The 16,645-nt window shown below is 66.4% G+C and carries 18 protein-coding genes; 8 read left to right on the top strand and 10 right to left on the bottom strand.

All coding sequences use genetic code 11. The features are described 5' to 3' along the window. Nucleotides 1-123 precede the first annotated feature (123 nt). Nucleotides 124-2,709, top strand: coding sequence for a M14 family zinc carboxypeptidase (locus HACJB3_RS06500; protein ID WP_008415005.1), 2,586 nt, complete (start codon nucleotides 124-126; stop codon nucleotides 2,707-2,709). 12 nt (nucleotides 2,710-2,721) lie between these two features. Here HACJB3_RS06500 and hmgB read toward each other — a convergent pair whose 3' ends face one another. From hmgB to HACJB3_RS06520, 4 genes are all read right to left on the bottom strand, one after another. Then, a complete protein-coding gene (gene hmgB, locus HACJB3_RS06505; protein WP_008415006.1) occupies nucleotides 2,722-4,065 on the bottom strand; it encodes a hydroxymethylglutaryl-CoA synthase in 1,344 nt (447 codons plus the stop codon). A 130-nt stretch (nucleotides 4,066-4,195) separates the two neighbouring features. Then, nucleotides 4,196-4,780: a DUF2150 family protein gene (locus HACJB3_RS06510; protein ID WP_008415007.1), complete on the bottom strand. Its 585-nt coding sequence runs from the start codon at nucleotides 4,778-4,780 to the stop codon at nucleotides 4,196-4,198. Between the two features lie 36 nt (nucleotides 4,781-4,816). Beyond that, a complete protein-coding gene (locus HACJB3_RS06515; protein ID WP_008415008.1) occupies nucleotides 4,817-5,650 on the bottom strand; it encodes a TatD family hydrolase in 834 nt (277 codons plus the stop codon). Nucleotides 5,651-5,681: 31 nt separating this feature from the next. Continuing rightward, nucleotides 5,682-6,155 carry an NYN domain-containing protein gene (locus HACJB3_RS06520; protein WP_008415009.1) on the bottom strand — a complete coding sequence of 158 codons (474 nt, stop codon included), beginning with the start codon at nucleotides 6,153-6,155 and terminating at the stop codon, nucleotides 5,682-5,684. Between the two features lie 93 nt (nucleotides 6,156-6,248). Here HACJB3_RS06520 and gcvT point away from each other — a divergent pair, with 93 nt between their 5' ends. The 5 genes from gcvT to HACJB3_RS06545 all read left to right on the top strand — a co-directional run bounded on the left by gcvT (nucleotide 6,249) and on the right by HACJB3_RS06545 (nucleotide 11,033). Continuing rightward, nucleotides 6,249-7,331: a glycine cleavage system aminomethyltransferase GcvT gene (gene gcvT, locus HACJB3_RS06525; protein ID WP_008415010.1), complete on the top strand. Its 1,083-nt coding sequence runs from the start codon at nucleotides 6,249-6,251 to the stop codon at nucleotides 7,329-7,331. Continuing rightward, a complete protein-coding gene (gcvH, locus tag HACJB3_RS06530) occupies nucleotides 7,331-7,702 on the top strand; it encodes a glycine cleavage system protein GcvH (protein WP_008415011.1) in 372 nt (123 codons plus the stop codon). Before gcvT ends, gcvH begins: the two co-directional genes overlap by 1 nt. A gap of 79 nt (nucleotides 7,703-7,781) precedes the next feature. Beyond that, nucleotides 7,782-9,119 (top strand): aminomethyl-transferring glycine dehydrogenase subunit GcvPA, encoded by a 1,338-nt coding sequence (gcvPA, locus tag HACJB3_RS06535; protein ID WP_008415012.1) that lies wholly within the window; start codon nucleotides 7,782-7,784, stop codon nucleotides 9,117-9,119. Beyond that, nucleotides 9,116-10,543 (top strand): aminomethyl-transferring glycine dehydrogenase subunit GcvPB, encoded by a 1,428-nt coding sequence (gene gcvPB, locus HACJB3_RS06540; RefSeq protein WP_008415013.1) that lies wholly within the window; start codon nucleotides 9,116-9,118, stop codon nucleotides 10,541-10,543. The genes gcvPA and gcvPB overlap by 4 nt, the downstream gene beginning before the upstream one ends. Before the next feature lie 64 nt (nucleotides 10,544-10,607). Continuing rightward, entirely contained in the window at nucleotides 10,608-11,033 is a 426-nt protein-coding gene (locus HACJB3_RS06545; protein ID WP_008415014.1) for a nickel-responsive transcriptional regulator NikR, read from the top strand. An 8-nt stretch (nucleotides 11,034-11,041) separates the two neighbouring features. On the opposite strand, the gene arsB is transcribed toward HACJB3_RS06545, so the two are convergent. The 3 genes from arsB to HACJB3_RS06560 all read right to left on the bottom strand — a co-directional run bounded on the left by arsB (nucleotide 11,042) and on the right by HACJB3_RS06560 (nucleotide 13,247). Further along, entirely contained in the window at nucleotides 11,042-12,214 is a 1,173-nt protein-coding gene (arsB, locus tag HACJB3_RS06550) for an ACR3 family arsenite efflux transporter (protein WP_049934346.1), read from the bottom strand. 94 nt (nucleotides 12,215-12,308) lie between these two features. Beyond that, nucleotides 12,309-12,758: a RidA family protein gene (locus HACJB3_RS06555; RefSeq protein ID WP_008415017.1), complete on the bottom strand. Its 450-nt coding sequence runs from the start codon at nucleotides 12,756-12,758 to the stop codon at nucleotides 12,309-12,311. Nucleotides 12,759-12,857: 99 nt separating this feature from the next. Next, nucleotides 12,858-13,247, bottom strand: coding sequence for an ArsR/SmtB family transcription factor (locus tag HACJB3_RS06560; protein WP_008415019.1), 390 nt, complete (start codon nucleotides 13,245-13,247; stop codon nucleotides 12,858-12,860). 101 nt (nucleotides 13,248-13,348) lie between these two features. Here HACJB3_RS06560 and HACJB3_RS06565 point away from each other — a divergent pair, with 101 nt between their 5' ends. Together HACJB3_RS06565 and arsM are read left to right on the top strand one after the other, a co-directional pair. Further along, nucleotides 13,349-13,717, top strand: a complete 369-nt coding sequence (locus tag HACJB3_RS06565; RefSeq protein ID WP_008415020.1) for an ArsR/SmtB family transcription factor — start codon at nucleotides 13,349-13,351, stop codon at nucleotides 13,715-13,717. After that, nucleotides 13,714-14,508 carry an arsenite methyltransferase gene (arsM, locus tag HACJB3_RS06570; protein ID WP_008415021.1) on the top strand — a complete coding sequence of 265 codons (795 nt, stop codon included), beginning with the start codon at nucleotides 13,714-13,716 and terminating at the stop codon, nucleotides 14,506-14,508. Before HACJB3_RS06565 ends, arsM begins: the two co-directional genes overlap by 4 nt. 42 nt (nucleotides 14,509-14,550) lie before the next feature. On the opposite strand, the gene HACJB3_RS06575 is transcribed toward arsM, so the two are convergent. The 3 genes from HACJB3_RS06575 to HACJB3_RS06580 form a co-directional block, all read right to left on the bottom strand. Then, nucleotides 14,551-14,988, bottom strand: a complete 438-nt coding sequence (locus HACJB3_RS06575) for an arsenate-mycothiol transferase ArsC (protein WP_008415022.1) — start codon at nucleotides 14,986-14,988, stop codon at nucleotides 14,551-14,553. Between the two features lie 92 nt (nucleotides 14,989-15,080). After that, nucleotides 15,081-15,242, bottom strand: coding sequence for a DUF7838 family putative zinc beta-ribbon protein (locus HACJB3_RS20145; protein ID WP_008415023.1), 162 nt, complete (start codon nucleotides 15,240-15,242; stop codon nucleotides 15,081-15,083). An 85-nt stretch (nucleotides 15,243-15,327) separates the two neighbouring features. Then, the gene (locus tag HACJB3_RS06580) at nucleotides 15,328-16,542 is read right to left on the bottom strand and encodes an MFS transporter (RefSeq protein ID WP_008415024.1); all 1,215 of its coding nucleotides are present in this window, start codon (nucleotides 16,540-16,542) and stop codon (nucleotides 15,328-15,330) included. Nucleotides 16,543-16,645: the final 103 nt, after the last annotated feature.

The following is a 16,645-nucleotide window of genomic DNA, read 5'->3' on the forward strand; positions in this document are numbered from 1 at the left end:
AAATCCTATTCAAATAGAGTAAAGTTACATACTAACTCATACTCGATAATGAAGAGATCAGTTGCGGACGGCCGATTTTCTGACGTACCGGTCTCCCGGCGACGATTCGTCCAGTTGTCGGCCATGACAGCCGGCGCGCTCGCGTTACCGGGCAGCGCACACAGCGATCACACCTCCGAGAAGACGGGCGATCTCTACGAGTTCGTCAGGAACCACACCCCCGAGGAGTACCGTATCCCGACGCTGATCCGAATCGACGACGGGTCGGCATTCGAGGCGCTCTCCGCGCTCGACGGGATCGAAGCCTACCGCGAGACCAGAGAGCCCGAACCCGCGGCCTACGGCCGACTCGACGGGGCGGCAGTCGCGACGGTCCTCGACGTCGGGGGCGTCTCGGAACTCGAGTACGCGCCGGGGGCGAACCCGTTCTGGAAGCTCGGTGTGTTCCCCTCGAGGGTGTTTCCGGCCGTCGAGGACAGCGTCGGCTACATCGGCTTCGAGGAGTGTGAGGCCGGCCTTGCGGCGCTCGCGGAGGCCCACCCCGAGCGGCTCGCGCTCACCTCGGTCGGCGAGAGCCCCGGCCACCGGGACCTGTTCGAGGGCGATACGGACCCGAAGGACCTGTGGGTGGCCGAACTGACCAACGACGTCGGGAACGACTCTTCGTTCGAGGAGAAGGACAAGCTCGTCTACACCCTCTCGATCCACGGCGACGAGCGCGTCGGCGTCGAGGCCGGGAGCCGGTTCATCGAGCGGGTACTCGCGGGCGAGGAGCCGGCCGTCGAGGACCGCCTCGACGACGCCGTACTCGTGTTCCTGTACGCGAACCCGGACGGGTGGGTCGCCCGGGAGCCTCGGTATCCGAGCCCGGACGACGGCTTCGAACGCGTGAGCGCGACTGGGGTCGATCCGAATCGCCAGTACCCGACCGCGGGCCGGATCGACCCGGTCCACTACCCGGCGGACCCGGACGGGGCGGACCTCATCGACGACGCCCCCGGCGTCGACGGGGATATCCCCGAGCGCGTCGCCGAGCACGCACCCGACGCGCTCTCGATCGCCCGGCACATGCGTGGGTACGAGAACGTCGAACTGTTCTGTGACCTCCACGGGATGCACTGGTCCGAGCAGTTCGTCGTCTCGCTGGTCGCAAACGCCCAGTACGACCACCGTCGACTCGCGGAGATGGACCTGCTCAACCGCGCGATCGGGGCGGAACTCGAAGCGGAGATCGGCTCGCTCGAGGAGAACCGCGAGGCGCTCTCGATCGGGGCCGAGCGCTACGATCCCGTCCGCGAGGAGGGTGGGGAGGTCCCCGACGCGGAGGCGATGGTGCCCGAGTCGCTGTACGACTTCGGAACGGTCTACGACACCCTCGGATACAGCACCACGGGCGCGTTGCTGGGCTGGGCGGCCCACCCCGAGGAGGCCGGCGGGCTCGGCGCGAAGTCGATCGCCCTCGAGATGGCCTTCTCGAACACGATCTCGCCGATGCGACTGGAGTACAGCCCCGAACTGCTCGACGTGCAGGTCGGTGCGTACCTCGGCGCGCTCCGGGCGGCCAGCCGCGAGGCCCCCGCCGACCGGGACCCGTCGATCTCGGGGGAGGGCTCGACCGCGGTCGTCACCACCGACGACCTCGCTCGGTCCTCGGACGCGCTCTCGTTCGTCGGCGCGCGCTCCGAGGAGACCCGTACCACTGCGGAGATCGACCCGCGGGGCGACGAGACGGTCACGTTCGGCGTCTCGGCGCCGACCGACGAGATATCCCTTCGCCTCCGTGCCGACGGGACCGAACCGCTTCACGCGACGGTCTTCGGTCCCGACGGGGCAGAACGCCACGCCTTCGACGGCACGAGCACCACGTCGGGCCGGGACCCGAGTTGGACCGTCGCCGACCCCGCCGTGGGCCAGTGGCGCGTGGCGATCTCGAACCCGCGGTCGGTCCGCGCCGAGGTCGCCGTGCTGGTCGATGCGGTCGTCTCGGATGCAAGCGCCGACCCGCCGGACCCGCGGGACGTACTGGGGTACGAACAGCGCCTCTACGAGACGAACCCGCTGTCGTATTTCGAGTCCTACGCCGAGTTCGCCGAGGGAAGCGTCGAGTTCGTCTCGCCGGCGGAGGTCGCCTCGGGCGTCCTCACTGACGGCGACCGGCCGGTCTACGACGCCGTGGTCCTGATCCACGACTCGTTCGAAGCCCCGGAAGCGATCGACGAGTACGTCGAGGCCGGCGGCTCGCTCGTGCTCACCGATTCGGGTGTCGAGTTGCTCTGCGATCTGCACGCCGGGTCGCTCTCGGTGATCGGCTCCCGTGCGATCACCACCGGTCGGCGGGAGTTCGCCGCGCTCGACGAGTACCGGGCGAGTGAGCACCCCCTGCTGGCCGAGACCCGCGGGATCGAACGCGAACTCTGGACGCTCGCGCCGAAGGGCTACGCCATCGGGGAGGAAGCGCCGGTCACGTCCGTCGTTCCCGAGGTCTTCGAGGCCGCCGGGGGGTCGGTCGCCGCGACCATCGGCGGCGGCGTCGCCGTCGGCTCGATCGGAAACGTCCACGTGATCGGAAGCCTGCTGCCCCCGAGCAGTCAGGCCCACCTTCACCCGTTCGGTCTGCTCGATCACAGCGTCTCGATGCTCGGGCACACGATCCTCTCGAACGCGCTCGGCTACGCGGTCGGTCGGGGCGAGAACGAACCGCTGTTCTGAGCGTCCGACGGTCTACTCGACGAAGCGGTACTTGCGTTCGCCCATCCGGCCCCAGCCGTCGAAGACGAACTCGGCTTCGGGCGCGGTGAACTCCTCGACGTCCGCGTCGGTCTCGACGTCGTGGTTGTGGACGTCGTGGACGCGCTCGTACTCGTCATAGGAGAGGTCGTACCGCTTCTCGATCCCCTCGTCGACGGTCATCGCCTCGATCTTCTCGGTCCAGCCCTCCTGGACGGTCTCGGCGTGGATCTCGGCCTGCGCGCCGCTGCCGTAGGATCCAACGAGCAGGCGCTCGCCGGCCAGGTCGCGTCCCTCCTCGGCGGCGGTCTTGAGTGCGCTCGCCCGGGCGAGGTGGACCGAACCGGTGTACCAGTTGCCGACCTCCCGCGAGATCGAAAGCGTGGGATCGACGACCCGCGCGTACCACTCCTGATAGGCGTCGGTGCGTTTGAGCCCGTCCATGTACTCGCTGAGCGCTTCTTCGAACGTCCCGTCGTCGTCGAAGGCCTCTTCGCGGGGCTGGCGACCGATCTCCCCGGCCAACTCGTCTTCCTTCTGGGTGTCGCGGATCATGTGACGATAGCCGAAGAGCGCGGCCTTCCGGACCATCCCCGGGAACGGGGTGTGAAACGGGATGTACGTGAAGTCCTCGGTGTGCGTGCGCCCGGCGACGCTCTCGAAGTCCTCCAGGGCCTCGCGCATCCGGGAGAGATACACCTGCACGGAACGCTTGCCGTCGACCGAGGGGAACTGCTGGTTCGGTTTGAGGAAGTCGGTCTCGTCGGCGCTCCCGTAGCCCTGCTCGGTCGAGAGCGCCACGAGGTCGGGCTCCTCGGAGATGAGCATGGCGACGGCACCGCCCCCCTGTGTGGCCTCGCCGGGGTCGTTTCTGGCGTACAGTGCGGTGTCGGTCGCGATCACGAGCGCCGAGCGACCCCTGTGTCGCCCGGCCTTGATCCAGTTGTAGGCGTCGTCGATCGACTGGGTGCCCGCCAGACAGGCGAACTTGCGTTCGCCCTTGTTGGCGTGGCTGAACTCCCCGTCGAAGACGGCCTCCAGACAGCCCGCGATGTAGGTCGAAACGGGCTTCGAGTTGTCGAAGGAGCTCTCGGTCGCGACGTCGATCCGCCCGATGTCCTCGGGCCCGAGCCCCTCGCGTTCCATCAGGCGGTGGGCGGCGTTCGCGCCCATCGTGACGATGTCCTCGTAGGTGTCGGGAAACGAACTCGCGTTCAGTCCGAGGCCCTTGGTGTACTTCTCGGGATCCTCACCCTTCGCCGGCGCGAAGGTGTTCGGCAGATCGAGCTTGAGCTTCCCGGTTCGGATCTCGATGGCGTCGATACCGACGTCTGTCATGTGTCGTAACTATCGTGCGGATTATATGGGTCTGTCGACTATTGATTCGACGATCGACGAAATAATCGGGCCGCTGTCGGGCTCTCGGGCGGGCGGGTCCGCGAAAACCGTCGCGTGGGCCGGTCGGTCCTCAGTCCTCGTCCTCTTCCTCGATGACTTCGGGGTCGCGCATCGCGCTCTGAAGGCTGTCGAGGCCGTTGACCCACTCGGCGACGAAGCCGTACTCGATCTCCTCGCCGACGCTCACGTCCAGATCCTCGCCGTCGATGATCCGGGTACCGCCCTGCGCGCAGTAGCCAAGAGCCGCGTCGAAGTCCTCCTCGGCCTCGGCGTCGGCAGCGGCGTGGACGTACTCCTCGACGGTGGCTTCCTCGCTCGCGCCCCGGAGGATGAACTCCTCGGCGGCAGCGAAGACACAGACGAGACTGGTCTGGACGCCGTCGATCAGGAAGGCGGTTTCCTCGTTCTCGACCTCGACGTCCGAGAGGACGATCTCCCGGACCTCCGCGAGTTCCTCGACGGCCTCCTCCTCGCTCAACTCGCCCTCCTCGTGGGCGCTGACGATCTTCGCGACGGCGATGGCGGCGTCGTCCTGCAGGTTGAGAAGCAGGCGCGCCGAGTCCTCGTCCTCGGGGTCGATGTCCTCGGCTTTCAAGCGGTCGATCCAGTTCTGCCAGCGTTCCTCGGAGTAGAACGCTTCGGGCGGGGTGCTCATACCGAGAGGTGTCGACCCGCGTTCAAAGCCCTTTCTCTACTCGTCCAGTGTGCTGACCGTATCGATCCCGTAGACTTCCTCGGGTGTCTCGACGTGGGCGGTCCGGATCGCCCCCTCGTAGCCCTCCTCGCGGAGCCAGGTCACCCGTCGGGGGACGGTCTTGGGTCCCAGCACCGCCCCCGGACGGTCGGGATCGTCGATGAAATCGGTCTCCATCATGAAGGGCGCGTTCGATTCGGCCGCGCGCCGGAGTTCGTCCCTCTGACAAATGACGCTCGGGGTCGGACCCTTCAATCGGCCGTTCGCGTAGTGCTTGACGACGCGGTGAGCGGGTAAGCCACGCTCCTCGGCCCACTCAGCGATCTCGGTGAGGTCTTCGCTACCCTCGGTGTGGAGTTGAACCGCACACTCGTGGTCCGCGCCGAGCGAAAGGGCGTGTTTGAGGACCGCGTTCGAGGCCTTCCAGACGGCCTCGCTCACCTCGTAATGCGGTCGGCCGGACTTGAGGCCAAGCGCCGCCCCGCTCGCGACGTACTCCCCGGCGCGATCCAGCCCCGCGCGCATGATCTCACCCGCCTCCTCGGGTGTGTGGCCCGCGTCGGTCAGTTGTGAGATCAGTCCCGGATGGACGCCGAGGATCGGCCACGCACACCCATCGAGGACGTCGGTGGCCTCGGCGACGGCCCCCAGCGTCGTCTCGAAGACGGACTCGAAATCCGCACCCGCGTCGGGCAGATCCCCGAGGTGCCAGGAGGGTTTGTTGACGACGAGCAGGTGGGTGCCGCCGGCTCTCGAAAAGTCTTTGACGGCCTCGACCCCCTGACCGTGATCGGGATCGAGGTGCATGTGATCGTCGAGGATCGGCTCCATACCCGGCCTTCGCGTGCGCACCCGAAAGGGCCTACGTATCGCCGTCGAGCAGGACCGCCTCCTGGGCGGCGTTGCGCAGTGCGTCCGAGCGCCCGTACGTACCGGGTGCGACCGCGACGGTGTGGATCCCCCGTTTGGCTGCCTTCTCGAGGACGGGCTTGAAGTCGGTGTCCCGCGAGACGACCATCAGGGTGTCGACCGCGTCGGTATAGACGAGTTCGGTGGCGTCGATCGCGAGTTTCACGTCGACGTCGCCGCTGGTGATGACCACCTCGTACCCGCGGGCTTCGGCGGCCTGAATCAGTCCGGGCGTGGCGTGTTCGTCGAGGTAGAGTCGCGTCGCGACGAGGGTGCCGGCGTCGTCGCCGACGGCACGCACGTCGTCCAGATCCACGTCGAACTCCTCGCGCAGCACGTTGGGCCCGTCGACGAGCAATCCGACCCGCCGGCGCTCCGAGCGCTCGCTCCGGAGCCGCCTCACGACCTGTCGTAAACCCCCGACCATGCGTTTCCCACCGTGGAGGCCCCCCAAAACCGTATCGAAGTTTCGGCGGGATCGGAGGGAAACCCTTAGCCCCTCGCGTGCGACACCGGAGGTATGTCCGAGCAAGAACCGCCGCTGTACACCACCCACGAGGAGCGGGGCGCGAAGTTCACCCCCTTCGGTGGGTGGGCGATGCCCGTCGAGTTCGACTCCATCCGAACCGAACACGAGGCCGTCCGCGAGTCGGCCGGGATCTTCGACGTCTCGCACATGGGTGAGATCGAGGTCTCGGGGCCGGACGCCGCCACGCTCCTCCAAGGACTGACGACCAACGACGTCGAGTCCCTCTCCGTAGGGCGCGCCCAGTACTCGACGATCACGAACGAGGAGGGTGTCATCCTCGACGACACCGTGATCTACCGCCTCGCAGAGGAAGAGTTCTTGTTCATCCCGAACGCGGGCCACGACGGGGAGATGGAGGAGCGGTGGGTCGAGCATCGAGCGGAGTGGGACCTCGACTGTGCAGTCGAGAACCGAACCGACGAGTGGGCGATGTTCGCGATCCAGGGCCCCGACGCGGCGGCCCTCGTTTCTAAAGCGGCTGGCGAGGGACTGCGGGACCTCTCCCGGTTCTCGATCACGCGCGCCGAGGTCGCGGGCACGGAGTGTCTGTTCGCTCGCACCGGCTACACCGGCGAGGACGGCTACGAGGCGCTCGTGCCGTGGGACGGTGCCGAAGGGGTGTGGGAGGAGTTCGACTGCCAGCCCTGTGGACTCGGTGCCCGCGACACCCTCCGGATCGAGGCGGGCTTCCTGCTTTCGGGCCAGGACTTTCACTCGGAGGAAAACCCCAGAAACCCCTACGAGGCGCGCGTGGGCTTCACTGTCGATCTGGATACCGAGTTCGTCGGTCGGGACGCGCTCGCGCGCGTCGACGAGAACGGTCCCGAGGAACTGTTCGTCGGCATCCGCCTCGAGGAGCGTGGAATCCCGCGACAGTGCTACGAGATCCGCGCCGACGGGGAGCCGGTCGGCGAGGTCACCAGCGGGACGATGAGTCCCACGCTGGGTGAACCCATCGGGTTGGGCTACGTTCCTACCGACTACGCCGAGGAGGGAACCGAGGTCGCGGTGCGGATCCGCGGGACGGACAAAAGGGCAAGGATTGAAGCCCCCGGCTTCCTCGGTGATAGGTAATGAGCTTCGAGGTACCCGAGGACCTGTACTATCTGGCCTCACACGAATGGATCGACCCCGAGACCGGGCGAGTCGGAATCAGCGAGTTCGCACAGGACGAACTCGGCGACGTGGTGTTCGTCGAACTCCCCAACGAGGGCGAGGATCTCACCCAAGAGGAGGAGTTCGGCGTCGTCGAGTCGATCAAGGCCGTCTCGGACCTCTATTCGCCCGCAAGCGGCACGGTGACCGCGGTCAATGAGGCGCTGTTCGACCGGCCAGAACTCGTCAACGACGACCCGTTCGGCGAGGGCTGGATGCTCGAACTCGACGTCGCGGACGACCTCGACGGGGTGCTGTCGGCGGCGGAGTACCGCGAGCAGATCGAGTAGCGAAACCCCGCCGTTCATGTACTCGTACCCGTAAGAGCCGCCATGAACCGGCGGACGAACGCTACGCTTTTGACGATGTATGATGACACGACACAGCCGCGGTAGTCCCTTCGCACCCCACACAGACGGGGAGACGGCCGCGATGCTCGAGGCGGTCGGCGCCGAGAGCATCGAGGACCTCTTCGACATCCCCGAACCGATCCGGTTCGACGGCGAGTTCGGGATCGAGCCGCGAAGCGAGCGCGAGATCAGAACGGAGATGCGGGCGCTCCTGGGGAGAAACGACGACCTCACGGAGTTCCTCGGACGCGGGCACTACGACCACTACGTCCCGTCGTTGGTCGATCACCTCGCCGATCGCTCGGAGTTCCTCACGAGCTACACCCAGTACCAACCCGAGATCACCCAGGGCTTTCTCCAGGTGCTCTTCGAGTACCAGTCGATGCTCGTCGAACTCACCGGATTGGAGGTCGCGAACTGCTCGATGTACGACGCCGCGACGGCGCTCGGTGAGGCCGCGACGCTTGCGGACAGGGTGCGGGAAACGAGCGGTTCGACCGTTCTGGTCCCCGAGTTGCTCCGCGAGGAACGTCGCTCGGTGCTCGAAAACTACACCGAGGGCGCGGGACTGACCGTCGAGACGTATCCTTACGAGGACGCCAACGCAGACCGGGAGGCGCTCGCGGACCTCGCGAGCGAGGGGACGGTGATGATCTACGCCGAGAGCCCCACCGTCCGGGGGACCGTCGAAGAAGGGCTGGGAGCGATCGCCGACATCGCCCACGACGAGGACGCGCTGTTCGTTCTGGGCTCGGATCCGGTCGCCCTCTCCGTGCTCGAAGAGCCCGCGAACGTCGGCGCCGATGTGGTGATCGGGGACGCCGCGACGCTGGGACTGGGCACGAGCTACGGGATGGGGCTCGGCCTTTTCGCCACCCGCGAGGGGTTCGTCCGGCAGGTCCCCGGACGGCTGGTGGGTGCGAGTACCGATTCAGCGGGTGAACGGGCCTACACGCTGACGCTCCAGACGCGCGAACAGCACATCCGGCGCGAGCGCGCAACCAGCAATATCTGTACGAACCAGGCGTGGGTCGCGCTTCGGACCGCGATCCACGCGGCCTCGCTCGGGCCCTCCGGGCTCGTCGACCTCGCGAGCGACTGTCTGGAGGCGCCTGCCGAGCTGGCCGACCGTCTCGACGACATCGTCGGGGTCCAGGCCCCGGTCCACGACCGCCACCATTTCCGGGAGTTCGTCGCCCGGACCGACCAGCCCGCCGAAGCGGTCCGCGAAACCCTAGAGGAGTACGGCTTTGCGGTCCACGCGATCGACGATCACCTCGTGCAGGTCTGTGTAACCGAGACCAATCGCAAGAAAGCGGACGCGCTGGTCACCGCGTTCAGGGAGGCCGCCAAATGACGCTCGAATACACGCAAGCGCGCTGGAACACGGACGACGAGGGGTACGAGCCGCTGCTCGCCGAGAAGAACGAGGAGACCGTCGATACTGACGACGTTCCCCTCCCGGACGACCTGAAACGGGACTCGCTAACGCTTCCCGAGCTCTCAGAACCCGAGCTCGCGCGCCACTACACCCGCCTGTCCCAGATGAACTACGGAGTCGATAGCGGCCCCTACCCGCTGGGCAGCTGTACGATGAAGTACAACCCCAAGTTCACAGAAGACGTCGCGGCGCTGTCGTCGGCCGGGGTCCACCCGGATCGCTCGCCGGGAAGCGTTCAGGGAACTCTCGAACTCCTCGCGCGACTCGAAGAGCAACTCGGGCGCATCGGCGGCATGGACGCCGTCACCCTTCAGCCGCCCGCGGGTGCGGCCGGCGAGTTCGTCGGCATCCTGATCGCGAAGGCGTATCACGAGTCACGCGACGATGAGCGCACGGAGGTCGTGATCCCCGACGCGGCCCATGGAACGAATTTCGCGAGCGCCGCACTCGGCGGCTACGACGTCGTCGAACTCCCTTCCGGCGAGGACGGCCGGGTCGATCTCGACGCCCTCGAAGCCGCCCTCTCCGAGGAGACCGCGGCGCTGATGCTTACGAACCCCAATACGCTGGGGCTGTTCGAGCGCGAGATCGAGGAGATCGCAGGGATGGTCCACGACGTCGGCGGCTTGCTCTACTACGACGGTGCGAACCTGAACGCCCTCCTTGGGCGGGCGCGCCCCGGTGACATGGGTTTCGACGTCATGCACTACAACGTCCACAAGACGTTCGCGACGCCCCACGGCGGGGGCGGCCCCGGCGCGGGCCCCGTCGGCGTGGTCGAGGAGCTCGCGGAGTTCCTGCCCAGCCCGCACGTCCGAGGGGGCGACAGTGGTTACGAGCTGTTCGAGCCCGAGAGCACCATCGGCAAGGTCCACGGCTTCATGGGCAACTGGCTCGTCCTCATCAAGGCGTATGCCTACATCGCCCGGCTGGGTGACGGGGGCCTTGCCGATGCGAGCGCGAAGGCCGTGCTCAACGCGAACTACCTCGGGAGCCGGATCGAGTACGAGGTTCCATACAGCCCGTTCCACCACGAGTTCGTCGCGAGCGCGGGCGAACAGGACGCCGCCGACGTCGCAAAGCGAATGCTCGATTACGGTGTCCACCCCCCCACCACCAAATGGCCCGAACTCGTCGGAGAGGCGCTGATGACCGAGCCGACCGAGATCGAGAACAGACGGTCGCTCGACCAACTCGCCGCGGCGTTCAACGCGGTCGCGAGCGAGGATCGAGCGGCGGTCGAGACAGCCCCCGAACGAACAACCGCCGGACGGATCGACCAGACGGAGGCCGCACGGAACCTCCGGCTCTCGTGGCAGTCCCTCGACGACAGTTCATAACTGGCCGGCACTCTCGGGGGGTCAGTTAGCAACTCTTACTATCTACCCTCCCTTCGATTAATACATGACCGTCGTTAGCGTCTCGATGCCCGAGGAGCTTCTGAACAGGATTGACGAGTTCGCGGACGACCACGGCTACACCGGCCGCAGCGAGGTGGTTCGGGAGGCCTCTCGGAACCTGCTGGGCGAGTTTCAGGACCGTGAACTCGAGGGCCACGACCTGATGGGCGTCGTGACCGTGCTGTTCGACTACGAGACGACGACCGTCGAGGAGCGCATGATGCGTCTGCGCCACGAACACGAGTCGCTGGTCGCCTCGAACTTCCACAGTCACGTCGGCGATCACTACTGCATGGAGCTGTTCGTCCTCGAGGGCGATCTGGAGTCGATCTCGCAGTTCGTCGGGAAGGTCCGGGCGACGGGCGACGTCCTCACCGTGGATTACTCGGTGATCCCGGTCGACGATTTCGCGGCGACGCTCTCGAAATAGACGGCCGTTCAGTCGTCGTCGGAGCGCTCCGAAACCGCCCCTTCTCGCCTCACCGCATCCGAGCGCCCGCTCTCCGAGCCCGTCCAGTCGAGTCGGCGCTGGAGGTACAGCGCGACGTGGACCAGCGCGAGCAACACCGGCACCTCGATCAGCGGGCCGACGACGGTCGCGAAGGCGACGCCGGAGCCGACGCCGAAGACCGCGACCGCGACGGCGATCGCGAGTTCAAAGTTGTTCGAGGCGGCGGTGAATCCGATCGCGGTCGTCGTCGAGTAGTCCGCACCGATTCCCCGACCCATTCCGAAGCTCACGAAGAACATCACGACGAAGTAGATCGTCAGCGGCACCGCGATCAACAGCACGTCGCCCGGCGAAGCGACGATGTTCTCGCCCTGCGTGGCGAACATCACGATCACGGTGAACAGCAGCGCGATCAAGGTCAAGGGATCGATCCTCGGAACGAACTGCTCGTCGTACCACTCCTCGCTTTTCGTTCGGGTCCCCAGATACCGCGAGAGGAACCCGGCGGCGAAGGGAATCCCAAGGAAGACGACGATCGCCTGGATCACCTGCATCGGGGTGATGTCGAAGGTCGTGATACCTGCGACGAGCGATTCCATGCCCAGAATCGGCGGGAGAACGAGCGCGAAAAACCAGACGTACACCCCGTAGGTGAGGATCTGAAACAGGCTGTTGAACGCCACCAGCCCGGTGACGTACTCGGGCGAGCCCTCCGCGAGTTCGTTCCAGACCAGCACCATCGCGATACAGCGGGCCATCCCGATGAACACCAGCCCGAGGAAGAACTCCGGGCGCGCGGGCAGACCCGGGACGAGCCCGCCGAAGAAGACCACCGCGAGCGAGAACATCAGCGTCGGTCCGATCAGCCAGTTCTGGATCAGACTGAGCCCCAGCACGCGCCAGTTACGAAACACGGTCGGCAACTGCGAGTAGTCGGCCTTCGCGAGCGGCGGGTACATCATCACCACGAGGCCGATCTCGACGAGGTGGAACTCCCGGATCGGGCCGACGATGGAGGGCGCGACGAAGCCGAGGCCGACGCCGATAGCCATCGCGGCGAAGATCCAGACGGTGAGGTACTTGTCCAAGAAGTCCATCGAGCGCGGATCGCCACAGGCCTCACAGTCACAACCGGGTCCGTGGTCGTGCTCGACGCTCATCGCGTCTTCCCCGGAGATGCGGTGGTCGTCGTTGTCCGACTCGATTCGACTCGGTCGCGTGGGTGTTCCAGTATCTGTCTCATCGGTATCGTGCTCACTCCTCGGCGGCGACGACGTCCAGTTGGATCCCCGCTCCACCGGGCAGCGAGCAGACCCCGACGGTCGTCCGCGGCGGGAACTCGCCGTCGAAGCGCGCCCGGTAGACCTCGTCGACCGCCTCGCGCACGTCGAGGTCGGTCAACTGGACTTCGACCTTCATCACGTTCTCCAGCGTCGCACCTCGCCTATCGAGCATCGCTTCGAGACGGTCGAGACACGCCACAGTTTGCTCATCAATTGAATGAGTGTTCAACACGTTTCCGTCGCGTTCGGGGAGGACCCCTTCGAGAAAGAGGAGGTCAGAACTCCCCGACCGCTGGCCGAACGCGCCGGTGGTTCCGATTCCCTCGCGCTGTTTCCGGCTCTCGTTGCTCGGTCGATCGATTCCACTCGAGACGGTCGAGCCGTCGTTCCGCGTCATCCGTTCGCCGAATGATTGAACCATATTTCAATTGAATATACAGTCATTCATAAATCCATTGCTACCGGCACGGGTCGTCGGTGTAGTCTGCGACCGGGTCGAACTATCAATGGAAAGGGCGGATCAACGGGTACCGTCGAGAACGACCAGAAGCGCGCTCGCACGCGGAGTCGCCCGGTACTTGCGCCACCGTCCGTCCTTACGTTTGGTGACGAGGTCGGTATCAACGAGCTTCGCGAGCGCGTGGCTCACGGCGCTGTCGCTGACGTCCATCAGCGGCGTGAGCTCACAGACACACAGTTCGCTGTCGGCTTCCACCAGCAGCCGGACGAGTCGGTATCGCGTCTCGTTGCCCAGCGCCGCGAGGGCCCCGACGTCTGTCGAGAGCGCCTCCTCGTCGACCAGCGCGTCGAGTTCGTCCAGTTCGTCGAGGCGCTTCTGGAGGTCCTCGCTACGACACTCTCCGAGCTCGTCTGCCAGATAGCGCTCGATCCGACTCGTCGCTTCGGCCATACAAACAGTTGTCCGATTACTCAAATAAGGGTTCCGGCGCGCTCATCGGTAGCCGACCGCAACAGCTATATTAGCAACTGCTTATATTAGAATACACTAATATGGTCGAGACGAACCAGTTTCAGGAGGCTGTATCGACTCCGACAGACGGGGAGGGATGCTGTTCTCCGGCACCGCAACCGGACGCCGCTGTCGTCGAGGCGGACGTGCGATTGCTGTCGGCGCTCGCAAGCGAGACGCGCTACGAGGCGCTTCGAGTGCTCGCGGATGCGGAGGGCGAACGCTGTGCCTGTGAGATCGAGAGGGCGCTTCCCGTGAGCCAGAGCGCGGTCAGCCAGGCGCTGGGTGCGCTGTACGACGCCGGCCTCGTCGAGCGCCGAAAGGAGGGGCGGTGGCGCTACTACCGGCCGACCGAGCGTGCACGAGCCGTGATCGAGACCCTCGACGCCGTCCGGAGTGAGCGGCGATGACCGGTGGAATCGATCCGGCCGAGCAGCGCGCGGCCGTCCGCGAGCGGTACGCGACGATCGCCACGGGGGACTCGGAGGGGTGCTGTGATTCCGGATCCTCGGGGTCGTGTAGTGGCTCGTCCGAGGAGGCGAGCGAGCGACTGGGCTACTCGTCCGACGAGATCGGAGCGGTCGCGGGCGAGGCGAACCTCGGGTTGGGCTGTGGGAACCCGACCGCGATCGCGGATCTGCGGCCCGGCGAGACGGTCCTCGATCTCGGTTCGGGCGGCGGGTTCGATTGCTTTCTGGCAGCCCGCCGGGTCGGCCCCGAGGGCCGCGTCATCGGCGTCGATATGACCCCCGAGATGGTCGAGAAGGCACGAAAGAACGCCGAGAAGAACGACGCCGGGACCGTGAGCTTTCGCCTCGGCGAGATCGAACACCTGCCGGTCGCGGACGAAAGCGTCGACGCGATCGTCTCGAACTGCGTGATCAACCTCTCGGCGGACAAGCCGAGGGTGTTCGCGGAGGCCTTTCGCGTCCTGCGTCCGGGCGGGCGACTGGCCGTCTCGGACCTCGTGCGCACGGCCGAGCCCCTCGACGGGCTACGGGCCGACCCCGAAAGCGTCGCGGCCTGCGTGGCGGGTGCCGCGACGATCGAGGGACTCGAAGCGATGCTCGCGGCGGCGGGCTTCGAGGACGTCGGAATCGACCCGAAAGACGACAGCGAGGAGTTCATTCGCGAGTGGTCCGACGAGCGCGACCCGAGCGAGTTCGTCGTCTCGGCGACCATCGAGGCCCGAAGACCGTAGCAGCGACTCATAATCGAGCGTGCCGTCGGGTCGTCGGCCCGGCTACTGCTCGGGTTCGATCTCGGCGAAGTACTCGTCGAACAGCGCTTCCACCCGGTTCGCGATCTCGTCGCGGATGGCCCGCACCTCCTCGGGGTCCTTCCCGTCCGGGTCGGGGAGGTCCCAGTCGCGCACGTCGGTCTCGGCGTCGAGATCGAGCGTCGAACAGCCCATGGTCGCGACGGCGGTACAGGATTCGAGTTCCGCTTCGGAGATCTCGCGGGGCGCGCGATCGGAGAGGTCGATGTCGAGGTCGGCCATCGCCTCGATCACCTCCCCGTGGACCGCCTCGGCCGGCAGCGTCCCGCCGGTGACGATGGCGAGGTCCTCGCCCAGTCCCCGCCGCTCGCGTTCGCGCTCCGCGAACGCGGTGGCCATCTGGCTACGGCCGGCGTTCTGGACACAGACGAATCCGAACCGGATCGGCGGCTCCGAACTCATACGGGTAATTCTGGGAGGGCTGTAGCTTTACTGCTACTATGTGGGCTATATACCCCTATGGACCTCCTGTGGGTCCGTGAGGCGGCGTGCGATCAGGCCTGGCTGGAGTCGATCCCGTTGATCTGGACGAACCCGTAGTCACAGTCGGGACAGTGCCACTTTACCTTCTCGCCCAGATGGAGCGTCGTGCTCGCCGCCCGGTAGAACGTGCGTTCGGCCCCGCACTCCGGACAGTCGTGGTCGAGTTCCTGCATACCGGTCCTCGAACGCGCCGGCGCTTAACCGTGATGATTCCTCGTCCCAGCCGTAGCAGAGAGCGCGACAGACCGCGGCGTCGGATCACTCGCTGACGGTGGTCCGAGGGCTGACGCTGCCGGTCTGACGGTAGACGCCGTAGACGAGGATCGCGCCCGCGAGCAACGGAATGACCGCACACGCCGCGTACACCGGCGAGAAGCCGACCGATTCGACCAGCGGCAAAGAGAGCACCGGCCCGAGACCCCCGCCGATGTCCCCGAGGACGTTGTTCGTGCCCATCGCCCGCCCCGTCCGGTCCTCGGGGGTCAGATCCGCGAGTAGGGCGATCAGCGGGCCGCTGGTGCCGCCCTGGCCCGCGCCGATAAACACGCAGGCAAGCAGCAGGCCGCCGACCGAGCCCGCAACGGTGAGCAGGAGAAAGCCGACGAACGAAACAGCCAGAAAGGCGAGGAGGACGGGCACGCGCCTTCCGAGGCGGTCGCTTACGACCCCGCCGCCCAGCATCAACACCGACGCCGAGAGGACGGTGATCGCCATGAGCACGCCGGAGGTGGCCTGCGGGCCGTATTCGAAGACGGAAAAGTCGTTCGCGGCCAGAAAGAGCACGAGCGTCGAGAAGAGCGCGCCGAGGTAGGCGAAGTACAGCCCGAAGTTGACGAGTCCGACCGTGAGCGCGGGGACCGTCGTTTCGATTTCCCAGGGCTTGATCGCCGTCTTGGCCCCGCTGACGTGGGTTTCGGGAATGGTCGCGGACGCGAGCACGCCCGCGACGAGGGCGAACGCCGCCGCGAGCGCGAAGGCTGTGGGAATCGAGAACAGTTCGCTCACGACCCCGCCCAGCACGAGGCCGGCGGGAAAGCCGAGCGTCATCCCGCCCCGAACGACGCCCATGTTGGTGCCCCGCGAGGCGCCGGTGCTCACGTCGGCGGCGATGGTGTAGGCCGTCGCGAACACGAGCGCGCTGCCGATCCCCCAGATCACGCGTGCGAGCAGGAACCACGCCTCGGGGGAGGCAGACAGCATCGCGGCGATATACCCGAGGGTGGCGACGGCTTCGACGAACAATCCCGTAATAAAGGGACGACGAGTGCCGATCCGGTCGACGAGCGCACCCGCGGGGGTGTTCGCGACGGTCCGCGTAAATCGGTTAGCACTCAGGATGATCCCGACGAGAAACGGCGAGATCCCCAGTATGCTCCCGAGGTTCGGGAGGATCGGAAAGACCACGCCGCCGCCGAAGCCGACGAAGAAGGTGCTGAGGATGACCGCGAGTACGATCGTGTGGTCGCGTCTCACGCCGTAGACGGCCTCCGACGCGAGCGAGGACGGGCGTCCATTGGGGCCTCTACCCCGCTTGCGCGTTTAGGGCTTGTCGCTGCGGCACGGCCTTCCGGGAGCC

The sequence above is a fragment of the Halalkalicoccus jeotgali B3 genome (assembly GCF_000196895.1).
Lineage (GTDB): Archaea > Halobacteriota > Halobacteria > Halobacteriales > Halalkalicoccaceae > Halalkalicoccus > Halalkalicoccus jeotgali.